Origin of the sequence: Arthrobacter crystallopoietes (assembly GCF_002849715.1) — a bacterium.
GTDB lineage: Bacteria > Actinomycetota > Actinomycetes > Actinomycetales > Micrococcaceae > Crystallibacter > Crystallibacter crystallopoietes.
On the sequence record NZ_CP018863.1, the window covers coordinates 3,018,554 to 3,044,098 of the forward strand.

A 25,545-nucleotide genomic window follows, 5' to 3' on the forward strand; every position below is an offset into this window, starting at 1 on the left:
GTTACAGCTTTTTCCAAAACACTGGTTACTTCTGTCTGCCGTCAGTATGCTGATTCTCAATGCAGGAACGCCGACGTTGGGGAATGTGTGGCAGGTGTGAGGCGTGAACCAGTTAAAGGATCTGTGCGCGGTCGTGTCTTGGGGGCGGCTGCAGTGCCTCCGGGCGCCAGGATCGAGCGGGCGTCGGAGCAGACCGGCCATCTTCCGGAGCCAGCAGGGCACGTCGTAGGAACGGTATCGGCTATCGGCCTGGCGCGCGACGGCGGCAACTCGGTTTCAGCTGTCGGCCTCCCGCCGCCGGCCAATGTTTTTGTGGGCCGGCTGCGCGAGATCGAGGAAGTCCGTTCCGCACTGCAGGACAGCCTGCAGGTGGGCGCGATGCTCGTGGGGGAGCCCGGCGTAGGCAAGACCGCGCTGGCACTGGAAGCGCTCAAGACCTTCGATGGCAACCACCATATTGTCCCGGTACGCGGCAGCGCCATCTCCGCCAACGTCCCCTATGCGGCACTGGGCTATCTGCTCAGTGAACTGCCCGAACACGTGCTGGACCACCCCGTGCTGGCAATGCAGGGGTTGTCCCGGCTCCTGACCGAACAGGCCGACGGCCGGACACCGGTCCTGCTGGTTGAGAACGCCCATGAACTGGATCCGATGTCCGTCATGGCCGTGACCCAAATGGCGGTCTCCGGCCAGGCGAAGGTGCTGATTCTCGCGCGCGAACTTACCGGGGCAGCCGAGGAGTTCATCCGGCTCTGGGCCGATGGCCATGTCCGGCGGATCGACCTTGCGCCCTTCACGTTAGAGGAGAGCGCCGGCTACCTCGAGGCCCTGCTCGGCGGGCGGGTGGCTCGCACCGCCGTCGCAACTCTTCACAGCTACACCTCCGGGAGCCCGGGATTCCTGCGTATGCTCGCGTCGGAGCAGCGCCACGCCGGCACCCTCGTTGAGCAGGACGGTAGCTGGGACCTGGTGGCGCCGCTGGTCAGCTCGGGCGAGATTGCGGAGGTCATCCGTGCCCGGCTGAACCGCTATGGCCCCGAGCAGCGCCGCATCATCGAGTTGCTGGCCTTCGCGGTGGAACTGCCGCTCGCGGCGCTGCAGCGGCTGGCCGCCCCGGAGGACCTTGACGTTCTGGAGGAACATGGCGTGATGCGGGTGCTCGCCACTTCGCCGCCGATCGTCCGGCTGCAAAACCAGCTCAGCGCCGAGACCGTGCGTGAATCCGTGCCACCGGCGCGCAGCCGGGAACTGCGGGAGGCCGTGGCTGCCACCATTGACTTCAACGCGATTCCGGGCGGCACGCTGATGGGCTTTGCCGCCTGGACCATCGATTGCGGCGTCGAACTCCCGCCCGAGGCCGCACTGCGGGCCGCCCAGCTGGCCAACCGGCTCTATGACCATGCCGGTGCCCTCCGCTTTGTCCGCAGCGTGCCGGACCACCGGAAGCGGCCCGAAATGGTGCTCCAGGAAGCCAACGCCCTGCGCAGCCTGGGCGAACTCAACGCCGCGGCGGAGGCACTGGAATTTGTGCTCGAGGCGGCCCGCGGAAACCTGCGGCTCTGGACCCTCCTGTGCGTCGAGCGGCACCGAGTGCTCCGCCGTCTCCCGGGGCGCGCCGGCGAAGCCCGCGCCGTGATCGAGCAGCTCAAGGCCGCCATTGGCAGGGACGGCCAGGCCGAACATGGCGGAACCACCAACAACGACGGCGGCCCCCCGCTGCGCTGGGAAGCGGTGCTGATCGAATCCGAGTACGCCACCTTCGAGGGCCGGCACGCACAGCTGCCCCGCGAGCTCGAAGACATTTACGGCGACGAAACCCTGCCGCTGGGCATGCGTCTCTACGCCGGCTGCCTGCTGGCCGAAGGCTGGTCCCTCACCGGGCGGAGCGAGGACGCGCTCGCCGTTGTCGCCTGGCTGGAAGCCGGCACCGCGAACCCCGATCTCTCGCCGGCCCTGCGGGACACCGTGCTGGTGCGGGCCTTTGAAATCTTCTTCAACTGCGGACTCTGGCACCGCGCCGCGGACCTGCTGTCGCCCCGACGCGGCACCGGTTTCGTCAGCCTGGCCCGCAGCTCCGGAACCGGGACCGGCGGGGAGTTGGCAGCCGGTCTGCTGCACGCCTCCAGCGGCCTGCCCGACGAGGCGCTGGACCATCTGCTGCCGGCGCTGAGCAAACTCCGGCGGCGCGATCCGGCCGGCGCGAAGCCCGCCGCGCTGGCGGCCGCCGCCTACTGCAGCGCGTTGCAGGGGGAGACCGCTCGCGCCCGCCACTACCTCGACGAGCTGGCTGCCATCGCAGAACAGCCGCCCTGGAACATCGGCGTGGTCGCGGCCTACTTCCGCCTCACTGCGCAGGCCCTGCTCGGCGGCCGGGACGCTGCGCTCGCCGAACTGAAAGGGCTTGCGCAGGAAGCAGCCGGCCGGGGTCTGGTGGCCCACAGCGCGCTCTTCCTGACCGCGGCCGCGAGGCTGGGGGACCGCGAAGCCGCCGTCGTCATCCTGGATCGGATTCCGGACACGGCGGGCCAGCTGGCCAGGGCCGGCAGGCTTTTCGCCGCGGGAATGCTCAACAACGACGGCGCCGCCTGGCTTCGGGCCGCGCAGCTTGCCCGCGGGGACGGCAACGAACTGCTCGCCTACGAGGCCGCCTCCGCCGCCCAGGCCGCGGCAACGGACCCGCTGACGGCCCGGCAGGCGCGGGAGCTGGCCAACACGAGCTACCGCAGGCTGCGCCGGCACCACGATCTGCACCGCAGCTTCGAAACGCTGAGCAGGTTCGAACAGGAACTGACCGTGGCCGCCGCGCGAGGCCGCAGCAGCGTGGAGCTCGGCGAGCAAATGAACCTCTCGCCGCGCACGGTGGACTGGCACCTGGGCAAGATCTACAGCAAGCTGCATGTCTCCAGCCGCACCGAGCTTGCCGAACTTCTTATCTGACTATGGAGGGATTCGGGAGCATCGGGCTGGTGGGGCGGGACCGGGACCTCGGCACGGTCCTGCACGCCATCCGGACCACCGGGGGAGCCCTGCTGGTGGCGGACCAGGGCCTGGGCAAAAGCGCGCTGGCCCGCGCCGCGATCGCGGAGCTGGGCAGCGAGATGACTCCGCTGCGGGTCTACGCCAGCCCCAGCCTCGCGCGCATTCCGTTCGGCGCGCTGGCCCCGTACCTGTCCTCCCTCCAGGTGGAGGGGAAGGACTCCGTGCTACCGGCCATGCGGTCCGTGCTCGCGTACATCCACCGGTTGTCTCCCGGCAAGGCGCCAGTGCTGATGGTCATCGACGACGTTCACGAACTCGACGAGTCCAGCTCCCTACTGGCGGCGCAGCTGGTGGCTTCCGGAGTGGTCAGGCTGCTGGCGATGAGCCGGGCCATCCAGGCGCCGCCGCCGGAAATCCAGTCGCTCGCCACGGACGGGCTGATCCTGCGGCACACCCTGCAGCCGCTGGATCGGGCGCAGGCCCACGAGCTCTGCCGCCAGGTGCTGCAGGGCGAAATCCTGCCCAGCATCAGCGAAGCCCTGGTCCAGTCCTCCGGCGGCAACCCGATGTTCCTGCTGGCGCTGCTGGCCCAGGTCCGCCGGGAGGGCACGCTGGTGGAACGCAACGGTGTCTGGCTGCTGGGCGGGGAGCCGCTGCCGCCGGATCTGCGCCTGACCGATCTGATCAAGGGCCACTTCAGCCGCTGTACGGAAACGGAGCGCGAGCTGTTGGAGACGGTGGCCTTGGCGGACCCGGTGCCGCTGCAGGTCCTGCTGCAGACCGGCGCAGGGGACCAGGTCGATGCGCTCGTGGAAGCCCGTCTGATCACCATCGGCGACGACGCCGAACAGCTGGTCCGCGTGGCACACCCGATCTACGCACAGGTGCTGCGGGCCATGGTGCCCGCCGGGCGCAGCCTGCGGATCCGCCGCGGCCTGGCCGCCTACCTTGGCCAGCAGGCCTCCCGGCCGTTCCGGGTGGAGACGCTGCTGCGCTCGGTGGACTGGTCGCTCGAGTGCGGCGTGCCGGTGCCAGACCAGCAGTTGCTGCAGGCCGCGCAGGTGGCCAACGGACTGTTCCACTCGCGCTTTGCCCTGCGCGCCGCCGGGGCGGTCAGGGATCCGACGTACCGGCCCGCTGCGCAGGTGGCCCTGGCCCGGGCACATTTCCACTCCGGCGACTATGAACGCGCCGGAGAAATGCTGGCCGGCGTGCTGGCCCGGGCCAGCGATCTGGGCACGGCCAAGCAGGCAGCGCTGCTGGCAGGCCAGCTGCATCTGCACCTTCATGGCGAGCCCGCCGGACTGTATGGCCTGGCCGACCAGTGGGCGCAGGCGGTGGAGCGCATTCAAGGCGCGAATCCGAAGCTGCGGGCGAGCCGCGCCGTCGTTATTGCGGAGCAGGGCTACCGCCTGATGCGCGTGCACGCCAAGCTCTCCGAAGGGCGGCTGGCCGAAGCCGAAGCCGAACTGCGCGGGCTGCAGGCTGCCTCGGACGGCTTCCCCGAGACCGAGCTGGTCATCAAGACCCTGCTGGGCGATGTGTATGCCGCCACCGGCCATCTCGTCAGCGGCGCGGCGCTGACCCGCGAGGCGCTGGCGCTGATGCGGCGGAATGAAAGCGAGCTGCTGGGGTACTACGAATACGTCCTGACCACGCATATCATGGCGTGCGTGCGGCTCGCCGAATGGGATGAGGTGCGGCACGAACTGGAGCGGTACGCCGGCAGCGGGCACCGAGGCCTGTTCTACTTCGGCGGCGCCGTCAGCTACGCCTACGCCATGCATGAGATCCTGCAGGGCCGTACGGCCAGCGGGCTGCAGATGCTCAACGCCGCCGTCGAGGGACTGCGCCAGTCCGACCTGGAGCACCTGCTGCCCATCGCCCTCGCCTCCGGGGCCTACGCCTCCGCCATGGCCGGATTGACCGCGCTCGCCGCGGAGTACCTGGCCGCGTACGCGGACGTGCCGTACAAATCCGTGCCGCAGCTGCAGCTGCTGAGCCAAGGGTACGTGGCCGCCGCTGGCTACCTCATTCAAAACAACGACGGCGGACTCGGGCAGCTGCGGGCGCTCAGCCGTGACGCCAGGAAGCGCGGCCTGGCCAGCACCGAGCTGGACCTGCGGCAGCTGAGCCTGCGGCTGGGCGACCTGACGGAACTGGACGAACTGGTCAAAGTTGCGGATCTGACCGAGGGAACGCCCGCCGCGCAACTGACGGCGTTCGCGCGGGCCCTACGCGACGAAGACCTGGACGCCGTACTGCGGCTCAGCCACGATCCCTCGGCCGGGCATGCCCTGCGGCTGACCTTGCAGAGCCTGCAGCAACGGGACCTGCTGCCCGAGCACACCGGCGGAGCCGCCAGCCGGCAGGACTTTCTGCAGCAGGTCAAACGGCAGCTGCAGAAACTGTCCCTGGTGCCGGAGAGCGTCGGCGGGCTGCATCCAGGCGGGGCGGGCGGACCCTCTGCTTTCGGTCTGCCTGCTGCCGGGGCCGGCTGGCCGATGGCAGGAACCAGCGGAGGCCAAGCCGGCACCGTTGCGGTGCAAGCCAGGCTGACCAGGCGCGAGCGGGAAATCGGCCGCCTGGTAGTGGAGGGGCTGGCCAACTCGGACATCGCCGCGCGGCTGAGCCTGTCGGTGCGCACCGTGGAGGGCCACATCTACCGCATGTTCGCCAAACTGCAGATCAGCAACCGCGAGGACCTTACCGCGGAGCACCTGGGCTGACACGGCGCTTGCGGACCGCCACCTGCAAAACCGAGTACTAGTACGGCCTTTCCGGCCGATGTGCCTCCCCGGCGGGAGCCAGCAGGCACCTGCACGTACCCACCTGAGTAGTCCGCGCGCCGTCGACAAGCTTTCTCCAAGTTTCCTGAGTACAGTCCGCCCGCCTCGCCGCGAAGAACCCGTAACGGCTACGCAAGACACGGCAGCGGCAAAAATTTAGGCTCGATAGCACGTAGCTTCAGCCGATTGGTCTCATCATGTTCAGCCCAACATCGGCGTGGTCTGACCTACCGCTCGCACCGGATGAGAAGACTCCGCACCGACTCACACACCTGCCGCCTTCCATGCCGCCGCTCCCAACCCCGGTAGGCAGCCACAGCGCGCTCGCCGAATCCCTGGCCAAATACCTGGCCGGCGCCCTCGCCGCGTCCCGGCCCGGCTGCGGCGCACTGCTGATCGGCGGCCCCGGTACCGGCAAGACGTTCCTGGCCCGCGACGTCCTCCACCGACTGCACGGCGAGGTCCACATCGAGTACCTCCGCGGCAGCCCCGCCATTGAACGTCTTCCCTACGGCGCGCTGAACGTGCTGCTAGCCGAGGTGCCCGAAGCGGAATTAGGTCACCCGCTGGCGGTCGTGCGCAGTGTGGCCAGTTTCCTGCACCGGCGATCGGGCGGCAAGCCCGTCCTGCTGTTTGTGGACAACGCGCACGCGATCGATCCGCTCGCTGCCACGGTCATTACCGCAATGGCCGACGACGGCGACGCCCGCCTTCTGGTGTGTGCCGACGATGCGCGACGCACTCCTGCCGGGCTCCTGCGCCTGTGGAAGGACGGCCGTCTAGTGCGGACAGACCTGGCGGACTTCGGCGTGGATGAAACCGCCGAATGGCTGAATGCGGTACTTGGCCCGGGGCTGACCCTCCTGGCGGTAAACGCACTCCATGAAGCCAGCGGCGGCAACCCGCGGCTGCTGCGCAGGCTTACCCGCGAATGGGTTGAATCGGGCCGGCTGGTCCGTTGCGACGCCGGATGGATCCTCACCGAGGCGTGGCCGATGGCAGGCACAGCCGAGTCAAGCAGGCCGAAGACGCCGGTGGAGCAGGAAAGCGCGGAGCAAACAGGCCCGGGACAGGCCGCACCCATTGCCACGAGTCCGGCTCCGGCGGTGCTCGCCGCTGCAAAGCAAGCGGTCTTCGACGGCCGCTACCGTGACGTTCCGGCGGGCGTAGTGGATCTCCTGCAGTCCAGGGACCCCACAGTGCGGCTGCGCGCTGGCGCCGTCCTCTGCGAGACCCAGGCGGCCACGGGCCGCGAAACCGCTGCCCTGGAGCTAGCCGCCGAACTGCTCGGCCCCGCTCACATGGCCGGGTCGAGCCAGCCGGGCAGGATCGCCCCTGGACTTGCCGATTCCAGTGTCAGGACTGCCTACCGGACAAGCGGGATTGCCCGCGGGCTCCGGCTGCTGGCGAACCAGCGGATGTGGGATGGCTTCGGCCTGATGTCCGCCGCCGCCGTGCCCCGAGCGGACTCCCGCAACTCCGGCCCGCCGCTCGTCCATGCCCGGATCTGGCTGTGGATCGAGATTGCAGAGGCGGTAGCCAGCGCGGATGCAGGCCTGGCGGACGAGGCGCGCGCCAAGCTGCGCCCGGTGCTGGTGCAACTCCAGGCCGGCCCCTCCGACAACGGCCAGCATGCGCTCGCCGCGGTGGCGGCCACCTACATCTCCGCCCTCGCCGGTGATGCGCAAGGTGCACGCGCCCAGCTCTGCCGGCTTCCCGCCGTCGTACTTGGAGCCGGCCACACGGGGCTGAGCTGGCAGCAGCAGGTCTGGATCCGCTACCTGGGCGCCATGGCCTCGGCCATCGCCGCCAGCCGTAGCGGGCGGGCCGCCGCCACCCCTGGCGGACCCGGCACGTCGATCCGAAGGGCGCCAGGCAACCGTGGCGAGGCCATCGCCCGGCTGCTGCAAGGCGCCGCCCAAGCCAACACACGCGGCGCGCTCGCGGACGAGCTGCTGCTCATCAGCGGCGCGGTCCGGCTCGGCGCCACCGGATCCGCCGCCCGGCTCGCCACGATCGCGGGCCATGTGCAGGGGGACTTTGCCCGGCTGTGCGGGCTCTTCGGCGAGGGCCTCGCGCGCGAGGACGCCGGACGGCTTTTCGCCGCGGCGGGCCAGGCCATGGCCCAGGGAAACCGGATCTTCGCCCAGGAGGCCGCCCGCGCCGGATTGACCATCGCGGCACGGCAGCGCGACACCTCGCTGATGCGCTCCGCGCTCAGTTTCATTCTTGCCGAACGCCGGCTGCCGGACTTCGCGCCCGGCGGCGGCACCCACGATGCCCTCAGTGGGCGTGAGCGCGAGATCGCTTCGCTGGCAGCAACAGGCGCTGGCAACGCGGTCATCGCGCGACGGCTGCACGTGTCCATCCGCACTGTGGAAGGCCACCTGCAGCAAATTTACCGGAAATTGCAGGTTGGCCCGCCGGCTGTCCCGGCCGGCCCGTTTGCCTAAGACAGCTGGGCGGTAACACAGCAGAAACACGGTTCATCATGAGTCACTCGATCACCGCGTGCGCGGGGGCCTTGGAAGAGGCAGGACACAACGGGGAAACAACTTTGGGGGAATTACGCTTCGGAGAAACGCACATTGGGGAATCACCATCAGGAAGTACGACGGCGGCTCCTCGCCATCCAGCTTTGGCAGGACTTCCAGCCTTGGCGGCACCTCCAACCTTGGCAGCACTGCCAGCACTGCCAGCCTTGGCAGGCCGAGAGCGAGCCACGGCCGCGGTCACGGCAATCCTGAGCAACGCGGCAATCCGCGGTGCGCTGATCGTCGGGGCACCGGGGATCGGAAAGACGGCCTTTCTTGGGCACATCGCCCAGGCGCTGAAGGCGGACTTCCGCTTCATCCGGCTGTCCGGCAGCGCGGCATCCTTGCTCGACGCACCGTTCGCGGCACTGGGTCCACTGCTTGGCGGCGAGGTTCCGCCGGCACCGGACACGCCGCAGGTTGAGGTCCTGCGGGCAACCTTGCGGTTCCTCTCCACGCACGCCGAAACGCCCGTGCTGCTGGTGGACGATGCCCACGAACTGGATCCCGACAGCGCCGGCATACTGGCGCAGCTGATCGTAAGCGGAGCCGTTCAAGCGCTGCTGGCCGCCCGGCCGGGAAACCCGCTTGATTCGGAGCTGGCGGCCTTGCGGCAGGACGGCTTGGTGGAACAGTGCGAACTGGCCCCGCTCACCGTGCCGGAAGTTCACGACGTCGTCCGGCATGTCCTCGGCGGCCCGGTGCTCCCGGCCGCCACACGGCTGCTCGCCCGGAACTCCGGCGGCCATCCACGGAACCTGCTGGCCTTGCTCGCGGAAAGCCGCCGCCTGAACCGGCTGGTCGAACACAACGGCAAGTGGCTGCCCACCGGCCGCTTCCCGGAAACCAGCGAGCTCCTGCAGGACATGCTCCGGGAGGACCTACAGCGGCTGGCTCCGGCGGAGCAGGACGCTGTCTACGCCGTGGCCCTCGCCGGTCCGCTGCGCTTGCGGCTGCTATCGCGGCTCGCCGGGGGCGGCCACTTCGAGCGGCTCCAGGCCGGGCGCCTTCTCGAGTTCGATTTCGAAGAGACGGATCAGGATGAGGACCCGGACTCGGACCAGAACCGGAATGCGCGCCCAGACCCGAACCGGAATACGGACCCAGATCAGACCCGGAAGGCGCGCCCAGACCAGAACCGGGCCGCCGCGGCGGAAGCACTGTCCCATTCCGGTCCGTTGATCCGGCTCGGACCGGCCTACCCCGCAGCCGCGGTACGCGGTGTTGCGCCCGCAAGTACCCGTCGGGAACTGTATGGCCGGTTCACGCAGATCCTCGCCGATGAACCGGAGCTGATGCCCGGCGGCGTGGAGCCGGCCAGATGGGCGCTCGATGCCCAGCTGCCGCTGAGCGAGAAGACGCTGCTGGCCACCGCACAGCAGGCAAACCGGCGGCACGACCTCGCGCTGGCGCTGCGGGCCGCGACGGTGATCGAGTCGCCGCGGTTGGCGCCCGCGGCGGAAGTGGAGATCGTCCGGATCTACCTGCACCAGGGGTACGCCGGCCGCGCGCTGGCTCGGTTGTCCAAGGTCCTCGCCACCTCTACCGACCCGGCCGTGCTCCGCGATGCGGTACTGCTGGGTCAGGAAGTTGTGGTGCGGACCGGTGCCGGGGCTGAGCAGTTGAGCCAGCTGCTCCGGAACTGGGATATCGCACTGACGCGCCGAATCCTGAAGCCGGAGGACCGCCGGTTCGACCGGCTGCTGCACCACCACGCGATGCAGCTGGAAGGCCGCTTCGCCGAAAGCATCCCGGGCCTGTGGCGGCTGGCAGTCGAGACCGAACCCGAACCCGACGCCGACCCAGCGCAGCAGCACCGGAATGGCCAGGACCGCGCGATCGCGGACGAGGGCCTGGTGGCCAAGACACTCCTCGCCGAGGCAGCACTGGTCACCGGCGACCGGCAGACCAGCACGGACATCGCCACCGCCGTGCTTCGCCACATGGAACGCGAACCGGACGCCGGGAACGTGCTGCAGGAAGGTCTGACCCTGCGCCTGATCCGCTGCCTGATCCAGGCCGGCCACCTCGCCGGCGCCGCCGCGCAACTGGAACGCTACGAAACGGACAGGCCCGAATCCCTGGTGGTCTTCGGCGGAACCATCGAGTTCCTGCACGGCTGGCTGGAGCTCAGGCAAGGGCGTGTGCGCGCCAGCCTGGACCGGCTGCTGCTGGCGGTGGACGCGTTGCGGATGCATGACCCACACCAGCTGCTCGGCTACGCGCTGGGCCTGGCCGCGGATGCAGCTGCCATGCTCAATGAACGGGACATCGTGGCCTCGTGCACCAGCGACTTCAACGAGCACCTGGCCCACCAACGAGGCAGCATCCACGAGACCATGCCTCTCACAGCCCAAGCGCGGATTGCCGCGGTCGGCGCCACCACGCAGGGCGTGACCGCTGCCGTTCAGGAGCTGACCGGTCTGGCGGTGCGTCTTGCCCAACTTTGCCGGGTGACCGAGGAAACCGAAGTCCACCTCCTGCTGCTGCGGCTCGGCGAACTGGGCGGGTTGCCCCGGCTGCGGGACCTCACCGCCGCACCGGCGGGCAGGGAAAACGGATTGCTGCACGCCTTCGCCCAGGCACTGCTGGATAAGGACGCGGACCGGATCCTTATCCTCGCCCGGGACGCGGCCGATGCAGGCTACCCGCTGATCGCCGCGGACGCCGCAGCCCACGGCGCCCGGTTCCTGGCGGGCGAGGGGCAACGTGACGGCCAACGCAACGGCAAGCGGGCCCGGCGGCGGGAGGCGGCCCGGCTGGTCCAGCAGCTGCAGCTGCCCGGCATGGTGGCCTCCCCGCTGGGCGAATCGTGTGCCCCCCGGGAGCTGACCTTTCGGGAGCGGGACGTCGCCACGCTCGTGGCGCAGGGCATGCGCAGCCGGGACATCGCGGCACGGCTGGGAGTTTCCGTGCGGACCGTGGAAGGCCATATCTACCGGATCTACGACAAACTGCACGTACGCACCCGAGGTGAGCTTGCCGCCGTCGTACTTAGTGGCCCGCAACAAGTGGAGCCCGCCGCGCTCGCCCCACGTGATGCCGTGCCCGCGATGCAAGTAGGCGGCGGGTAGAACGGGTAGGAACCACTCGTGCCGTGGCCGCCGCAGCTTCCTAGGCTGAGGAAATGGGGCAGGCGACGCCACGGCCAACCCGCTCCTGATCCGGACCGCGGCGGGAAAGCCCCCGCAGCTGCCGCGGTCCGGACCTGGCGGGACCGGCGGTGAACGAAGTCTTCTGAGACCGAGACTTTTGCCCCGTCGCTGCCGGCCCCGTCGCCTGCGGAAGCGTCAGGCCGCCGGGGAAAACGCGCAGGGGAACAAAAGGGGAACAGGGGAACAACGCGGGGAGCAGCACCGGGAACGCTGTTTGGGGCAGCGTCCGCTCAATCATTCGTGCCAGTCCTTTCACATCAGTCCATTTACAGAATGTCAGTCCATTCACAGATCAGACAGGGGATCAGATCATGACTCTGCAAGACCCGAGGCTCCGTCCGCCGGATTCGCTGACAGCCGCACCGCGCGTTGCCGGCAGGACTTTCAAGGCCCTGCCGGAAATGTACATCACGCCCGTCAGGAAGACCGATTTCGAGTTCGACGTCGCCATTGTCGGCCTGGGTTATGTGGGCCTGCCTACCTCGTTGGCGTTCCACGAAGCCGGTTACCGCGTGCTCGGCCTCGACGTCAGCGAGCTGCGGTTGCAGACCATCCGGCAGCAGCGTGCCGACCTGCTCGCCGGGGATCGTGAGCGGCTCTCGCGGGCCCTGGGCGATTCCGGCTACGAACTGACCTCCGATCCGGTCCAGCTGAAGCGGGCTGCCGCCGTCGTTATTGCGGTGCCGACCCCCGTGGACAGCTACCTGGTGCCGGACCTGGGCATCCTGCGCCGGGCGTGCGCCACCGTGGTGACCAGCGCCGTTCCGGGCCAGCTGCTGATGCTGACCTCCACCACCTACGTGGGCAGCACCAAGGACATGCTCGCGGATCCGCTGGCCGCCCGCGGGCTGCTGCCGGGCACCGATGTCCATGTTGCCTTCAGCCCGGAGCGCATCAATCCCGGCGTCGATACCTTCAGCCAGGAGGAAGTGCCGCGGGTGGTCGGCGGCGTCACGCCTGTCTGCGGGGAACATGCCGCCGCACTGCTGGGCAAATACGTGCCGAACGTGCACGTAGTGCCGACGGCGGAGGCCGCGGAGATGACCAAGCTGGTGGAGAACACTTTCCGGGCGGTCAACATTGCACTGGCCAACGAGTTCGCGGACATCTGTACCGCGCTGGGCATCCAGGTGATGGACGTTATCGACGCCGCGGACACCAAGCCGTTCGGATTCATGCGCTTCACCCCGGGGCCGGGCGTGGGCGGGCACTGCATCCCGTGCGATCCGCACTACCTGCTGTGGCAGCTGCGCCGGAACCGGTTGAACGCCCCGGTAATCGAGCAGGCCATGCATGGTATCGCCGCCCGCCCGCACCGGGTGGTGGACCGGACCAGGAAGATCCTTTCGGACACGGACCACGGACTGGCCGGGGCACGCATCCTGGTGGCCGGCGTGGCCTACAAGCCGGATGTGGAGGACCTGCGTGAATCGCCCGCGCTGGAGATCCTGGCCGGCCTGGCGGCGGAGGGAGCGGTTGTGGGCTACGTGGATCCGCTGATCGGCGAGCTTAACCACGAGGGACTGGAACTGCGCTCGGTTACCGACCCGAAGATGTTCGGCGCCCATGTGGTCATCATGCACACCGCGCACAGCAACTTCGACCTCGGCTGGCTGGCCGACGTGCCGACCGTCCTGGATACCACCTACCGGCTGCCGCTGACGGCCAACACCGTCCGGCTATAGCGCGACTGAACCATTTCACTGCACATTGGGGATCGGAAATGAAAACAGCAATCACCGGAGGCGCCGGGTTCATCGGCAGCCACTTGACCGAATATCTGCTCGCTTCGGGGGACGAGGTGGCCGTGCTGGATGACCTGTCCACCGGTTCGCTGGAGAACCTGGCCGACGTAAGGCGCCACCCGCGCTTCCGGTTCGTGGAAGGGAGCATTCTCGACCGGGCGGCGGTTGACCGCGTGGTCGCCGGTGCAGACCGGGTGTTCCACCTGGCCGCGGCAGTGGGCGTCAAGCTCATCGTCGAAGAGCCGCTGCGGAGCCTGCGCACCAACATCCACGGCACCGAGACAGTGCTGGATGCAACGCTCGACGCCGGTGCCATCCTGTTGCTGGCCTCCACCAGCGAGGTGTACGGCAAGAACGCGTCGGACTCGCTGCCCGAGGACTCCGACCGCATCCTGGGCTCGCCGCTGAAGTCCCGCTGGACCTACGCGGCGGCCAAGGGCATCGACGAAGCCTTTGCACACGCCTACTGGAAAGAGTTCGGCCTGCGCGTGGCCATCGTCCGGTTGTTCAACACGGTGGGACCGCGCCAGACCGGCCGTTACGGCATGGTGGTGCCGAACCTCGTGGGGCAGGCCCAACGTGGCGAGCCGCTGACCGTCTTCGGCGACGGCACCCAGTCCCGTTGCTTCTCTTACGTGGCGGATGTGGTACCCGCCCTGGTTCGGATCGCGGAGCACCCCGCAGCCTATGGCCAGGCATTCAACCTAGGCGGCACGTACGAGGTCTCCATCCTCGCCCTGGCCGAGCGGATCATCGACCAGCTGGAGAGCGGCAGCGACATCAGGCTGGTCCCGTACGACAAGGCCTACGCGCCGGGCTACGAAGACATGCGCCGGCGGGTTCCGGACAATTCGAAGGCCCGCGAGCTGGTGGGCTTCAACCCGAAAACCACCATCGCGGAGATCATCTCCAATGTGGCCATGTCCTGGCAGACCGTCATGAGGGCGCCCACTGCCGCCGTCACCGAACCGGCTGCACTCGCTGCCCGCTAGACCCGCAGCCGGGCCGCCGCTACACCACCGTGCCGGCCGCGGCGACGGTCCCACAGCTCGAAGGGCAGAGCCGTGGGACCGCTGGAGGAAAGGACTTAGATCATGGGTCTCAAACGCCGCTCTGTGCCTGCGGTTCCGGCCGCAGACACCCGCGGTTCAAAACGCTCGCTGCAGTGGCTGGCGGCACTGGTGCTGCTGGCGCTTCCGGCTGCCTTCCTGGTCTTCGGCGACCGGTGGCTGGACACCTCCGGCCCCGCCGCCAACGCAGAGTCGGCCGGGGTGCAGGCCTCCCCGCCCCAGCAGGACCCCGCCGCCGCCATCGATGTGCCGGACTACACGCCTGCCGATCCGATGGCGGCCCCGCCAGGACAAACGGTGGTATCCGTGACGTTCGACGACGGCTTCCGCGGCCAGGCGCGCGCCGCGGAGATCTTGGCGGACGCCGGCCTGCAGGGGACCTTCTACCTCAATTCCGGCAACCTCGGCTCGCCCCGCTACCTGACTTTGAAACAGGCCAAGGAAATTGCCCTGGCCGACCACGAAATCGGTGGGCACACCCTGTCCCATCCGGACATCCAGGACCTTGGTTTCCAGGAAGCGGCACGGCAGATCTGCCAGGACCGCGCCAACCTCGATGGCTGGGGCTTCGATGTCACCAACTTCGCCTTTCCTTTCGCCTCCAGCACGCCGGAACTCGAATCCCTGGTAAGCGAGTGCGGCTACAACAGCGCCCGCGGCCTCGGGGACACCGCCGGCGAAGGCTGCGAGGACTGTCCCGAAACCGAGTCGCTCCGTCCGGCCGACCCCTACCTGCTGAAGGCCCCCGAGCAGGTCGAAGCCGACTGGACGCTGCAGGACCTGCAGGACAAGGTCAGCCGCGCCGAGGACAACGGCGGCTGGGTCATCCTGACGTTCCACGGCATGTGCCCCTACGAGTGCACCAGCATTGACGTGGAAGAAGATCTCTTCACCGAGTTCGTCGACTGGCTGGCCAAGCGAAGCACCCCTGACCAGGCAACTGCTAACGACGTCGGGAACGGCCCGGGAGCAACGGCCCCGGATTCGGTCACGGTCGCCTCCGCAGGAAACAGCACCGTGGTCCGGACCGTCCAGCAAGTCATCGGCGGGCCCAACCGGGAACCAGCCGAAGTACCCGCGCCGGAGCCCCCTGCCGCAGGGGAGAACGCCCTGGTCAACGGCAACCTGAACCAGTGGCAGCGGGATGCAGCACCGTTCTGTTGGATGGAAGGCGGCTACGGCGACAACCGGGCCGAATTCAGCCGGAGCCGCGGACCGGACGGCTCCAACGCCGCGCAACTCGTGGTCTCGGACTACGTCGACGGGGACGCCAAGCTGATCACCCGGCAGGACCTCGGCGAGTGTGCCCCGGCTGTCGAGCCCGGGCACAGGTATTCCCTGCGTGCCGACTACAAAACGGAAACCAACGCGCAGTTCAGCGTCTACTACCGGGACGGGCAAGGCACCTGGCATTACTGGACCGCCAGCCCCTACCTTGATCCGGCCGACGACTTCGTCCACGCCGAATGGACTACACCACCGGTTCCGGCTCACACCACGGCCCTGACCTTCGGCATCGGACTCATCGGCGACGGCACTCTGGTCACCGACAACTACGCGCTCTACGACTCCAACGGAGCACCACCTGACCAATCACCGGCGCCCCAACCATCGGTCCAATCACCGGCCCAAGCACCGCCGGCCCAGTCCTCGCCGGCGCCGGCACCGTGAAGCAGCGGGCCACGACCGTGGTGGCAATCATGACGGGTCTCATTGCAGCCGGAACGCTCCTGACATCTTGCGTTCCCGCCGGCTCCACCGGCAACGAGCCCGACCTCGAGCCGGACCATCAAAAATACCCTTGGCACACGGACATCATCGCCACGACTTTCTGGGTGGGCGAGGTCTTCGACCCCAACGCACCCGATGGCAGCCAACTCCAGTCCGCTTACGACAGTTTCTGGCTGGAGAATTACGGAGGGTGCGACGGCGTCGCCGTCGATAATGTCTGCACCACCGAACCGCGTACCCCGGCCAACGGCTACTTCCCCACGCAGATGGTGCCCAAGCAGAACCCCTTTTACCTCGATCTGCCCTTCGACGACATCAACAATCCGCTCGCCTTCGCCATGCGCGGGAGCGTTATCCCGTGGGCTCAGGAGCCGGGTTATGCCGGCAAGGAAACGGACAAGTCCTTCAGCTACATGAAGAACCGTTGGGTCCGGATCAAGAAGGGTGATCGCACCTGTTACGGCCAGATCGAGGACGCCGGACCGGGGAAGTACGACGACGCCACTTACGTTTTCGGCAAAGGTGACCATAGGCCCGCGAACACCGAATTCAACGGCGCAGGCATGGACGTCTCGCCCGCGCTGAACGGCTGCCTGGGATTCAGCTCGCTCAACGGTGCGCAGGACAAGGTGGACTGGCAATTCGTCGACGAAGAGGACGTTCCCAACGGCCCGTGGCTCATGCGGACCACGACGCTCCAGGTCCAGCAAGGACAACGGAGCAGCTAGCACTGCCCGCAGCAGCGCAACCCGCAGCGGCACAGCTGACAACTAAATGAGGGGGAGAGATGGAACCGTGGACAATACTGCTGATCTGCCTGCTGGTACTGGGCCTCAGCACACCGTTATGGAGCAGTATCGGACTGCTGCGGCTCGTGGGGGAGTGGCAGAACAGGACCAAGCCACGGCAGCTGGCCGTCAAGGTTGATCCCGCCATCCGGCCGGCAGAAGTTGCGGTGCTGATCGCCGCCCACAATGAAGAACTCGTCATCAAGGCGACCATCGAAACCGCCGCCACCCTCGTGCCGGCGCACAATATCCACGTGATCTCCGACGGGTCGACCGATGCGACGGCGCAGATCGCCGGGCGTGCGGGGGTGAACGTTCTTGAGCTGAGTCCGAACCGGGGCAAGGCGGGAGCCTTGGCGGCAGGCATGGAGTACTACGATCTGGCCGGCAACTATAAGGCTGTGCTGCTGCTGGACGCCGACACCCGCCTGGCCCCGGACTACCTGGCAACGGGGCTGCCGCTCTTCAACGATCCGGAGGTGGTGGCCGTCGCGGGTCGGGCACGCTCCTTGCGCGACCGCTGGAAGCAAGGCGCCGTGGGCAGGGTTCTCCTGGCCTATCGGGAACGGCTGTACACGATCGTCCAGCTGCTGCTGAAGTACGGCCAGGCGGCCAGGCCCGCCAACGTGGTCACCATCGTGCCCGGCTTCGCCAGCATGTATCGGACCAGCGTTCTGGCCGATATCGACGTCGATGCCCCCGGGTTGCTGATCGAGGACTTCAACATGACGTTCGAGATCCACGCGAAGAGGCTCGGCCGCATCGATTTCCACCCCTCCGCGGCAATCGCCTACACCCAGGATCCGGACAACTTCCATGACTACGTCCGCCAGATCCGGCGCTGGAGCCTGGGGTTCTGGCAGACCGTCCGCCGCCATGGCCTCCACCTCGGCCGTTTCTGGGCAGCCCTGCTGCTGCACATTGTGGAACTGATCACCGCCAGCGTGGTTCTGGTGCTGGTCATTCCGGCGCTGCTGGCCGGTGCCCTGCTGGATGTGGTGATCCTGCGGCCACAGGATGTCCTGCTGGGCATTCTCCTGCCGGACTATCTGCTGACCGTGATCACCGCCTGTGTGCTGCGGCGGCCCGGCCTGCTGCTGCTTGGGCTGGTCTTTCCGCTGGTCCGCCTGATTGATGCCACGGTTTGCCTGGTTACCGCCGTGCAGGCCTGGACCCGGAAAACCAGCGGCGTGTGGATCAGTCCCGCGCGCCGCCTGCAGCCGAGTTAGCGCCGCCATGAGCGGACCACGCCGCCGCCTCTGCCAGAAGCGGGAGGATATGGTCGGTCAGCAGCGGTGCCAGATCGTCTCGTGCCTCCGCCTCATCGGGGTGCAGCCAAAGAACTTCTTCGATCTCGGCCGCCGCTACCGGAGCCTGGTTTGTCTCGCAGCTGAAGATGCCGGCATCGATGAACGTGTCCGTCTCATTGGCCGCGGCCCCGTACCAGCGACCCATGTCGGTCAGTTCCATTTCGGCCACCCGGATGCCCAGCTCCTCCTGGAGCTCCCGGACAGCCGCCGCTGCAAAGCTCTCGCCCGGCTCCAGCTTGCCGCCCGGCTGCATGAACTTGGAAGTGCCGCGCTTGCGGACCAGCAACAGCCGGCCGGCGTCGTCACGGATAACCAGGGCAGAAAGCGTCAGTACGGTAGGCACCAGCAAATCGTATCGCCGCTGCCTGCCCCTGTGCCGCTGCCCGCTCCTTTGCCAGGGAGCAGGTCATGACTGCCGAAGCCCGAGCCTCAACTTCCGGCAAGCCAGATCCCGTCCCGGGCACGCCAAGTCCCGCGCCTGCAGCTCTCGGTACGTCAACCCCGGACGCTCCCACTCGCGAAGATATGGGCCTGGAGTCTGCCTCCAGCGGCCGCGACCGCTACCTTGACCTGCTGCGCGCGATCGCCCTGGTCCGCATCGTGGCCTTTCACACCTTCTTCCAAGCGGTATGGCTGAGCGTGGTGTTCCCCTCCATGGGCGTGATGTTCGCGCTCGCAGGCTCGCTGATGGCCCGTTCCCTCCAGCGTCCGGCCGCCGACGTCCTGAAGAGCCGGGCTCGGCGGCTCCTGCTGCCCCTGTGGGCCTACAGCCTGACGGTGGTGACGGCTCTGGTGGTTCAAGGCTGGCGGCCGGAGCCAGGCGACACCGGTGGCTGGTGGCTCAGGATCCTGCTCTGGCTCGTCCCGATCGGCGACCCGCCCTTCCCCGAAAGCATCGGTTCCGATGCGGGCCTGACCGAGACTTCATGGGGGATGGAGTCGGCGGATATCCTCTGGTACATCCGGGCGTATTTCTGGTTTGTCCTGCTGTCGCCGCTGCTGCTCAAAGCGTTCAGGAGACTGCCGTGGGTCACCCTGATGGCACCGCTCGGACTCGTCGCCGTGCTGGGCCTGGAAATCGTCGTGATTCCCGGTGCCATAGACAGTCCCGCAACAGACTTCGCCACCTACGGAGCCTGCTGGATTCTTGGATTTGCCTATCATGACGGGCTCCTTCGCCGGGTGCCGTTCCGTATTGTTCTGACCGCGGCGCTGGCGATCATGGGTCTGGGGCTGCTCTGGGTTTGGTCACACCTTGAAGAGTTCGGCTGGGACCTGGGAGTCAACCCGCTGGGGCAGGCCTTATGGTCCTTCGGCGTCTGCGCGTTGCTGCTGCGGATCTCGCCCTCCTGGTCCCTGCTTCCGCGACCATTGCGGTTCCTGGACAAAGTCATCGCGCTGATTAACAACCGCGCCATCACCATGTACCTCTGGCACAACCTCGTGCTGATCGCATCGGTCCCACTGATCGACCTGCTCTGGAACTTACCGGTCCTCGAAGAAAACCTGCCGTGGCTCCTGGAAAGCGAACTGCTGCAGTTCATCGTCGTCTGGCCGCTGCTGGGACTGGTTTTCCTCGCCATCGGCTGGATCGAAGATGTGGCAGCCAAGCGGCGGCCTCGGTTATGGCCCACAGCAGCGCAAGGGAAAGGTTTGTCAGGAAAAGCGACAACGACGCCGTGAGCATGACCAGCCCCGCGCAAACGTGGATCAGGATTTCCGGCGGGGAACGCGGAAAGTAGTCCAGGCCGAGGACCAGGCCCAGGCACATGTCCAGACATAGTCAGGAGAGCGTTAGGTGCTTGCGGCGGCTTGGGCTGCGGCGAGCGCCTCGGAGATACCCGCGTGCCAGTACAGGTTGCGGCGCGCTCGTCGTTCCGGGTCGAGGTACGCCGGAGGAATGAACCAGGGGATGCCCTGCCTGACCTCGATTTCCCAGTTCCCGTTGTCCATGAGGGCATGGTGGAAGCTGCAAAGCAAGGTTCCGTTAACTACTTCCGTAGCTCCGCCATCCCACCAAGGCTTGATGTGGTGGGCTTCGGTCCAGACCGACGGTATGCAGCAGTCGGGGAAAGCGCAGCCTTTGTCCCTTGCGACAAGTGCCCGGCGCATCGCACGGTTGAAGAACCGGTGCTTCCGGCCGACGTCGAGAATTTCACCCTTCGAGCCGAGTACCACCGGAATGATGTCGGCGTCGCAGGCGATCCGCCGTGCAGTCTTAGGTGTGACCAGCCCGCCGAATACGGCATGGCCGCTGCCAGAGATTTCGCCGCAGAGTTCTTTGTATCCGATGGTGACCATGACCTGGGGGCGGTACCCGCCGGTGTCCGGTAGTTCGTCGGTTGCCAGCGCCAGTTTGCAGCCCGCAACGAGCCCGTCAAGCAGTTGCTGCTCTCTGGTGCGCGGGTCCTGCCATACTTGGCCGCTGTCTTGTCCGTTCTCCGGCTCAGCTCCGACAGCCTCAGGGTTCTCCGGGCAGGCACCATGGTCTGAAGGGGCGCGGTTTACTGCAATGCGCGGGTTGGTGGCTACGTTCATGACCGTGGCGATGTACTCATGCTGTTCGTCGGTAGCCGCGATTTCGAGTTTGTGGAGACCGTTGCGCTTGCCCTTGTAGAAGATGCCCTGCCGGGCCTTGAGCAATTCAGGAGACGGCTCGGCCCCGTCCTGATCCAGTGCTTCTTCCCAAGCGGCCACGAGTGTGAACAACACGTCTACGTTGGTCTCCTGGGCCTGACGGGTGAGGTTCTCCTCCATGGCGACCAGGGCTTCAGGCGCCGCAACCGGGCGCACACGGTCCACCGCATCCCGGATCATGGTGGCGGCCTTGCCGCTGATGGCTCCCTCGGCCAGCGCTTGGCCGAGATGTTCCAGCTTCGCTGCTCCCGGCTCGCCATTGAGCCGGCGCTGCGGCAAGATGTCCGCCGCGACCCGGAGCCGGCGACGCGCCTCCGTCCGGCTGATCCCGAGGCGTCCCCGAAGATAGTCGGCTGTGTCTTTGAATTCGGGGCGCGGCTTCTTCCGGCGAGCGCCGGTTGCTGCGTCGGAAGTTGTATCTGATGCTACGGAAGCGGACGCGTCCGCAGGCGCAGGAGGTTCCGACCAGCCAAGGCCGCTGCTGGACTCACCGAGAGCCGCAACGTTCTGGTCTTCCACCGCTCGGGCACCGACCAGCTGCAGAAATTCGACGACCTTGGCCAGTTCTTCGGTGAAGGCAACAGTGTCAGCGAGATCCCGACGGGACATCACCACCGAATCCTGGACAAACTCATCGGCTATCCGGAGGACTTCGGCGCGCAGGGCAACGAGGGAGCTGCCCGCCCCGTCCGTTTCCTCCAGCATCCCAATGGCCATACCTCAACGCTATTGGAACGCCTGTTCGAGGAAGAGGCTCCTTCGGGCTTATGTGGACAAGTACCGGCTGTGGAGGAGAAGCGCCGCCGGCAATGTAGATCCCGGGCCGGCGACCTCCTCACCACAGCACAGCCCGAGCAGGTCTCGGGCAGCGCGGCAACGTCTTTTAGGTGGCCCGCACCGTTCCGCCTTCCAGGTACTTCGCTACCGCGTCTTCGCTGACCCGGTAGCTCTGGCCGATCCGGACGGCAGGCAGCTTGCCGGTGTGGACCAGCCGGTAGATGGTCATTTTCGAGACGTTCAGGTGTCCGGCGACCTGGGCGACGGACAGGTATGTCTTGTTGCTGTCGATCTGGTTATCCATGTGGATCCCCTCCTAGTGTCAGCCGACGGTCAACGCCTTATTGAGGAAGGCGCTGATGACCCGGCCTGCAGTATTGGTGTACGACGACGACCCCTGCGCGCGTTTGGTAGAGGCCCGCGTGTTTTGGTGCGCCGGCTGGGCGCGCATGCGGTCGTTCAGGTAGAGCAAAGCCGCGAGGACCTCGGAGAGTTCGCCGTCGTCCTCTACGGTTTTCTGCAGCAGCCGGGCGTGGGCGTCACGCAGGGTTGGACCCGGCGTGCAGCCCAGCTCCCGGTCCAGCAGCCGACGGCACTTGTCGTAGGCCTGGAGGCCCTCGGCATAGCGGCCGGCAGACTCAAGCGTGGTGACAAGCGTGGACCACGCCCGTTCGTTCAGCGGCTCCGACGCCACCGCCTGCTCGGCCCAATGCACAGCGTCCTGCGTGCGTCCGAGATGCTCAGCGGTTTCGGCCGCCCGGATCTGCACCGACGTCACCAGGGACGCATGGTGGACACGAGCCTCGTCGGCCCACTCGGTCGCCAGTTCGTCCCCGAGCAGCGGCGCCGACGCGAGCTTCAGCGCCTGCGCCAGCAGGGGATAGGCCTCCGCCGGCGCGCTTTCGTCGGCCTGGGCGACCAACTGGTTGAACCGGACCAGATCCACCTCCACCAGGTCCGGATCGAGGACATAGCTGCCGGTTGCGGTGCGCAGCGGGCCGGTCTTGGCATCGCCGGGCTGCAAACTGCGCCGCAGCAGGCTGACGTAGCTTTCCAGTGTGGCTTGTGCTTTGCCCGGTGGCCTGCCGCCCCAGAGCAGTTCGATAAGCTCGCCTTTGGAAACGGGCGAGCCGAGTCTCAGCAGCAGAATTTCAAAGATCTGCCTGGCCTTCGGGCTGCCGAGGGTGGTTGACGTCAGGACGGTTTCGCCCCGACGGACTTCAAGGTTGCCGATCATCTGTACAGAAATGGGCGTGGCGTGCCCGGCGGTTAATTGCTCCACACATCCCCCTTGCATCTCGCATCCCCCAATGCGCGCATTCCCCACGAATGCTTCCTTCATCATGACTGGTAACAATTGAGTTTCAATGGTGCAGTTGGGGCATGTCGGGGGCCCAAAATTGGGGGTTGCCCGAATAAGGATTCTGAGGCAAAGGCAACGGAGGGTGACGGGATGACAGTGCTGATAGCGGGATGCGGCGACCTGGGTACGGAAGCGGGCCTGCGTTTCGCCGCGGCCGGCCACCGCGTGATCGGCTGGCGCCACTCGCCGGAGAAGCTGCCTGCGCAGCTGGAGGGCGCAGCCGTGGACCTCACCGGCCCGCTGCCCGAAATCCCTGCCGACACCGAGATTGTGGTCATGGCGACGGCTGCCGCCGAACGGACGGAGGCGGCCTACCGCAGCGCGTATGTTAATGCTCTCGCCAACCTGCTGGATGCAATAGAGCGCGACGGCGTCCGGCCGCGCCGGGTGTTGTTCGTGTCTTCCACCGCGGTGTATGGGGAGAACGACGGCGGCGAGGTCGACGAAACCACGCCGGCCCGGGCAACGTCGGCCACCGGCAGGATCCTGCGCGAGGCGGAAGAGTTGCTGCACGCCCGGCTGCCGTCCGCCATCGTGCTCCGGCTGGGCGGTATCTACGGTCCAGGACGCACACGGCTGATCGACCAGGTGAGGCAGGGGACCGCGGTCATTCCGGACCCGCCCCGGCTGACCAACCGGATCCACCGGGACGACGCCGCCGCCGCGATCGTGCACCTGACCACGGCTGTCGAAGCGCCGGAGCAGATCTACCTGGGGGTCGATTCCGAACCGGCCGAACTGGGAGAGGTGTTGCGCTTCCTGGCGGCCGAACTGGACGTGCCGGAACCGCCCAAAGCAGCGCCTGCACCCTCGGGACGAGCCAACACCGCCCGCGGCGGGGACAAGCGCTGCAGCAACAGCCGGCTTCTCGCCACCGGCTTCCGGTTCCGCTTTCCCTCGTTCCGCGAAGGCTACCGATCAGTCCTTGCCGGCGAGGGCGTGCGCCACCCCTGACGGCTCGATATGCGCGTGGCACGGCCCTGGAGAAAATCGCGCCGCTGGGACGTCTGAATTGTTGTGTATGCGGGTACAGGACAATAGACAGGCATTGAGGGGGAGTCCATGACACAGCAGGAATCCGATGTGAGCCGGGGAAGTCCGCGCACGATCCAGGAAGTGCTCAAGGCATTCTGCAGAGCTACATTCAGGACGGCTCGTACCAGTTCCACAAACTGCTGACCGACGGCGAAGTCGGGATGCTGGTCTGGACCGGCTCGACCGATGAGCTGGAAATTCACGACGGCGTGGACAGCTTTGTGGTCCGCGACGGCCGGATCACAGCCCAGACCATCCACTACTCCACCCGGCGCTGAGCCGCGAAGACGATGGTGCTGTGACCCATCCCACAGGCCGCGCCTAAAAGGCCTAGGATGGTGGGAATCGCGGTCCACGGGATCTGAAGCGGACAGCATGGTTCACGCAGTCTGGGAGGCAGAAGTGAAGAAGTTTTCTTTGACCGCAATCGGACGCCGTCATCTCGACACAGCACGGCGGGTGACCAGCGGCAGAAGCGCCAACACGGTCTACGGCGGGCATGAGCACGTCCTGCGTCAGACCGTGATCGCTCTCGCGGGCGGCCAGGAACTGAACGAGCATCTGAACCCGGGCGAGGCAACCGTCCTGGTCCTGAGCGGACGTATCCGCCTGTTCACCCAGACCGACAACTGGGACGGCCGGGACGGTGATCTGCTCGTGGTTCCACCGGGGCTGTATTCGGTCAGGGCCACGGAGGATTCGGTAGTCCTGCTGACCGTGGCCAAAACGGACCGGCTGCACCAGCATCGGGAAGATGAATCAGCGGTCGGGGAGGTGCCGGAGCCTGTGGCGGAAGGCGAGGCGCCGGTCTCGGGGTATGAGCTGGACGAGGCTGCAGCCCCGGCCCTGTCGGAGAAAAGCTAGCCGGACACCAGCTGACAAGTCGGGACGTCACTGCTCCAAGGCAGAGGTCAGTTCGCCGAGACTGGTAATCGTATAGTCCGGCGCTTCGAAGTAGCCCGGGTAGTCGGCGCCGCTGCGGTTGAGCCAAGCGGTCTGCAGGCCGGCCCGTTTGGCGCCGTGGATGTCCCAGGGGTGGACGGCCACCAGGATCATCTGGTCCGGGTCCGTTTCGCAGACCCACGCGGCGTAGTCGTAGGCCGCCCGGGCCGGTTTCCACGCGGGTGCGTCCTCCACGGAGAGCAGTTGTTCGAACTGTTCCAGCAGGCCGGCCGAGCCCAACAGGTTCCTTGCCACGTCCGCAGAACCGTTGCTCAGCGTGACCAGGCGCAGCCCGGCGCCGCGCAGAGCGCTGATGCCCTCGGCCACGTCGGGATGAAGCGACAGGGCGGAAAATCCGTCCATAATGTGCTGCACGGCCTCGTCGAGGTCACGGTTCAGCGGAGCGTCCTGGAGCACTCCGCGCAGGGATTCAGCGGCGATCCGGGCGAACTTTTCGTTGTTGCCCGCGGCGGCCAGGGCGAAGCCGTCGCGCAGCAGCCCGGCAAACCAGACCTTCGCCAGGAAAGCCGGCGCTCCAGCCTGGGTGAATTTGGCCGGCAGGCCAGAAAGGTCGGAGAGCGTTTCGTTGACGTCGAAAACCACAATGGACGGTTTCATGGCGACCCCTTTCTGCTGACGACTCCGCGGGAGACCGTACGGACGACCCTACGGGAGGGCGCCCGGGCCATC

17 protein-coding genes are annotated in these 25,545 nt (G+C 67.2%); 12 read left to right on the forward strand and 5 right to left on the reverse strand.

Translation table 11 applies throughout. From position 1 onward, the window contains the following. The first annotated feature begins 123 nt into the window (after positions 1-123). The 9 genes from AC20117_RS14155 to AC20117_RS14195 all read left to right on the forward strand — a co-directional run bounded on the left by AC20117_RS14155 (position 124) and on the right by AC20117_RS14195 (position 18,020). On the forward strand, positions 124-2,937 hold the full coding sequence (locus AC20117_RS14155; protein WP_158300467.1) for a helix-turn-helix transcriptional regulator: 2,814 nt from the start codon (positions 124-126) through the stop codon (positions 2,935-2,937). A 2-nt stretch (positions 2,938-2,939) separates the two neighbouring features. Then, complete coding sequence (locus tag AC20117_RS23715; RefSeq protein ID WP_074699185.1) at positions 2,940-5,708, forward strand: helix-turn-helix transcriptional regulator; 2,769 nt, start codon at positions 2,940-2,942, stop codon at positions 5,706-5,708. A gap of 344 nt (positions 5,709-6,052) precedes the next feature. Beyond that, positions 6,053-8,221 (forward strand): LuxR C-terminal-related transcriptional regulator, encoded by a 2,169-nt coding sequence (locus AC20117_RS14165; RefSeq protein WP_074699184.1) that lies wholly within the window; start codon positions 6,053-6,055, stop codon positions 8,219-8,221. Positions 8,222-8,442: 221 nt separating this feature from the next. Then, positions 8,443-11,376 carry a LuxR family transcriptional regulator gene (locus AC20117_RS14170; RefSeq protein ID WP_074699183.1) on the forward strand — a complete coding sequence of 978 codons (2,934 nt, stop codon included), beginning with the start codon at positions 8,443-8,445 and terminating at the stop codon, positions 11,374-11,376. A gap of 392 nt (positions 11,377-11,768) precedes the next feature. After that, positions 11,769-13,142 (forward strand): nucleotide sugar dehydrogenase, encoded by a 1,374-nt coding sequence (locus AC20117_RS14175; RefSeq protein WP_083339527.1) that lies wholly within the window; start codon positions 11,769-11,771, stop codon positions 13,140-13,142. 38 nt (positions 13,143-13,180) lie between these two features. Continuing rightward, positions 13,181-14,194: a dTDP-glucose 4,6-dehydratase gene (locus AC20117_RS14180; protein ID WP_074699182.1), complete on the forward strand. Its 1,014-nt coding sequence runs from the start codon at positions 13,181-13,183 to the stop codon at positions 14,192-14,194. A gap of 102 nt (positions 14,195-14,296) precedes the next feature. Beyond that, positions 14,297-15,943, forward strand: coding sequence for a polysaccharide deacetylase family protein (locus AC20117_RS14185; protein WP_074699181.1), 1,647 nt, complete (start codon positions 14,297-14,299; stop codon positions 15,941-15,943). A 29-nt stretch (positions 15,944-15,972) separates the two neighbouring features. Further along, positions 15,973-16,731 carry a hypothetical protein gene (locus tag AC20117_RS14190; RefSeq protein ID WP_074702863.1) on the forward strand — a complete coding sequence of 253 codons (759 nt, stop codon included), beginning with the start codon at positions 15,973-15,975 and terminating at the stop codon, positions 16,729-16,731. Positions 16,732-16,790: 59 nt separating this feature from the next. Then, positions 16,791-18,020, forward strand: a complete 1,230-nt coding sequence (locus AC20117_RS14195; RefSeq protein WP_074699180.1) for a glycosyltransferase family 2 protein — start codon at positions 16,791-16,793, stop codon at positions 18,018-18,020. Here AC20117_RS14195 and AC20117_RS14200 read toward each other — a convergent pair. Further along, positions 17,989-18,444 carry an NUDIX hydrolase gene (locus AC20117_RS14200; protein WP_074702861.1) on the reverse strand — a complete coding sequence of 152 codons (456 nt, stop codon included), beginning with the start codon at positions 18,442-18,444 and terminating at the stop codon, positions 17,989-17,991. The two genes, AC20117_RS14195 and AC20117_RS14200, sit on opposite strands and share 32 nt — an antisense overlap. Positions 18,445-18,509: 65 nt before the next feature. Between AC20117_RS14200 and AC20117_RS14205 the strand changes: the two genes are divergently transcribed. Further along, positions 18,510-19,784, forward strand: a complete 1,275-nt coding sequence (locus AC20117_RS14205; RefSeq protein WP_083339526.1) for an acyltransferase family protein — start codon at positions 18,510-18,512, stop codon at positions 19,782-19,784. Positions 19,785-19,895: 111 nt separating this feature from the next. Here the strand turns inward: AC20117_RS14205 and AC20117_RS14210 are convergent, their stop codons facing one another. From AC20117_RS14210 to AC20117_RS14220, 3 genes are all read right to left on the reverse strand, one after another. Next, positions 19,896-21,455 carry an HNH endonuclease signature motif containing protein gene (locus AC20117_RS14210; protein ID WP_074699178.1) on the reverse strand — a complete coding sequence of 520 codons (1,560 nt, stop codon included), beginning with the start codon at positions 21,453-21,455 and terminating at the stop codon, positions 19,896-19,898. A 166-nt stretch (positions 21,456-21,621) separates the two neighbouring features. Then, positions 21,622-21,819, reverse strand: coding sequence for a helix-turn-helix domain-containing protein (locus AC20117_RS14215; RefSeq protein ID WP_074699177.1), 198 nt, complete (start codon positions 21,817-21,819; stop codon positions 21,622-21,624). Positions 21,820-21,837: 18 nt separating this feature from the next. Beyond that, positions 21,838-22,797 (reverse strand): AfsR/SARP family transcriptional regulator, encoded by a 960-nt coding sequence (locus AC20117_RS14220; protein WP_236777312.1) that lies wholly within the window; start codon positions 22,795-22,797, stop codon positions 21,838-21,840. A gap of 171 nt (positions 22,798-22,968) precedes the next feature. Here AC20117_RS14220 and AC20117_RS14225 point away from each other — a divergent pair, with 171 nt between their 5' ends. Together AC20117_RS14225 and AC20117_RS14230 are read left to right on the forward strand one after the other, a co-directional pair. Next, on the forward strand, positions 22,969-23,832 hold the full coding sequence (locus AC20117_RS14225; protein WP_074699175.1) for an NAD-dependent epimerase/dehydratase family protein: 864 nt from the start codon (positions 22,969-22,971) through the stop codon (positions 23,830-23,832). Between the two features lie 498 nt (positions 23,833-24,330). Then, positions 24,331-24,777 carry a cupin domain-containing protein gene (locus AC20117_RS14230; RefSeq protein ID WP_335644124.1) on the forward strand — a complete coding sequence of 149 codons (447 nt, stop codon included), beginning with the start codon at positions 24,331-24,333 and terminating at the stop codon, positions 24,775-24,777. A 27-nt stretch (positions 24,778-24,804) separates the two neighbouring features. Here AC20117_RS14230 and AC20117_RS14235 read toward each other — a convergent pair whose 3' ends face one another. Continuing rightward, entirely contained in the window at positions 24,805-25,473 is a 669-nt protein-coding gene (locus AC20117_RS14235) for a haloacid dehalogenase type II (RefSeq protein WP_074699173.1), read from the reverse strand. Between the last annotated feature and the right edge of the window lie 72 nt (positions 25,474-25,545).

What these genes read in the sequence shown, in the direction of transcription:
- AC20117_RS23715 (WP_074699185.1), top strand. Translation starts at nt 2,940, where the DNA reads ATGGAGGGATTCGGGAGCATCGGGCTGGTGGGGCGGGACCGGGACCTC.
- AC20117_RS14165 (WP_074699184.1), top strand. Translation starts at nt 6,053, where the DNA reads ATGCCGCCGCTCCCAACCCCGGTAGGCAGCCACAGCGCGCTCGCCGAA.
- AC20117_RS14175 (WP_083339527.1), top strand. Translation starts at nt 11,769, where the DNA reads ATGACTCTGCAAGACCCGAGGCTCCGTCCGCCGGATTCGCTGACAGCC.
- AC20117_RS14180 (WP_074699182.1), top strand. Translation starts at nt 13,181, where the DNA reads ATGAAAACAGCAATCACCGGAGGCGCCGGGTTCATCGGCAGCCACTTG.
- AC20117_RS14185 (WP_074699181.1), top strand. Translation starts at nt 14,297, where the DNA reads ATGGGTCTCAAACGCCGCTCTGTGCCTGCGGTTCCGGCCGCAGACACC.
- AC20117_RS14190 (WP_074702863.1), top strand. Translation starts at nt 15,973, where the DNA reads ATGACGGGTCTCATTGCAGCCGGAACGCTCCTGACATCTTGCGTTCCC.
- AC20117_RS14195 (WP_074699180.1), top strand. Translation starts at nt 16,791, where the DNA reads ATGGAACCGTGGACAATACTGCTGATCTGCCTGCTGGTACTGGGCCTC.
- AC20117_RS14205 (WP_083339526.1), top strand. Translation starts at nt 18,510, where the DNA reads ATGACTGCCGAAGCCCGAGCCTCAACTTCCGGCAAGCCAGATCCCGTC.
- AC20117_RS14210 (WP_074699178.1), bottom strand. Translation starts at nt 21,455, where the DNA reads ATGGCCATTGGGATGCTGGAGGAAACGGACGGGGCGGGCAGCTCCCTC.
- AC20117_RS14215 (WP_074699177.1), bottom strand. Translation starts at nt 21,819, where the DNA reads ATGGATAACCAGATCGACAGCAACAAGACATACCTGTCCGTCGCCCAG.
- AC20117_RS14225 (WP_074699175.1), top strand. Translation starts at nt 22,969, where the DNA reads ATGACAGTGCTGATAGCGGGATGCGGCGACCTGGGTACGGAAGCGGGC.
- AC20117_RS14235 (WP_074699173.1), bottom strand. Translation starts at nt 25,473, where the DNA reads ATGAAACCGTCCATTGTGGTTTTCGACGTCAACGAAACGCTCTCCGAC.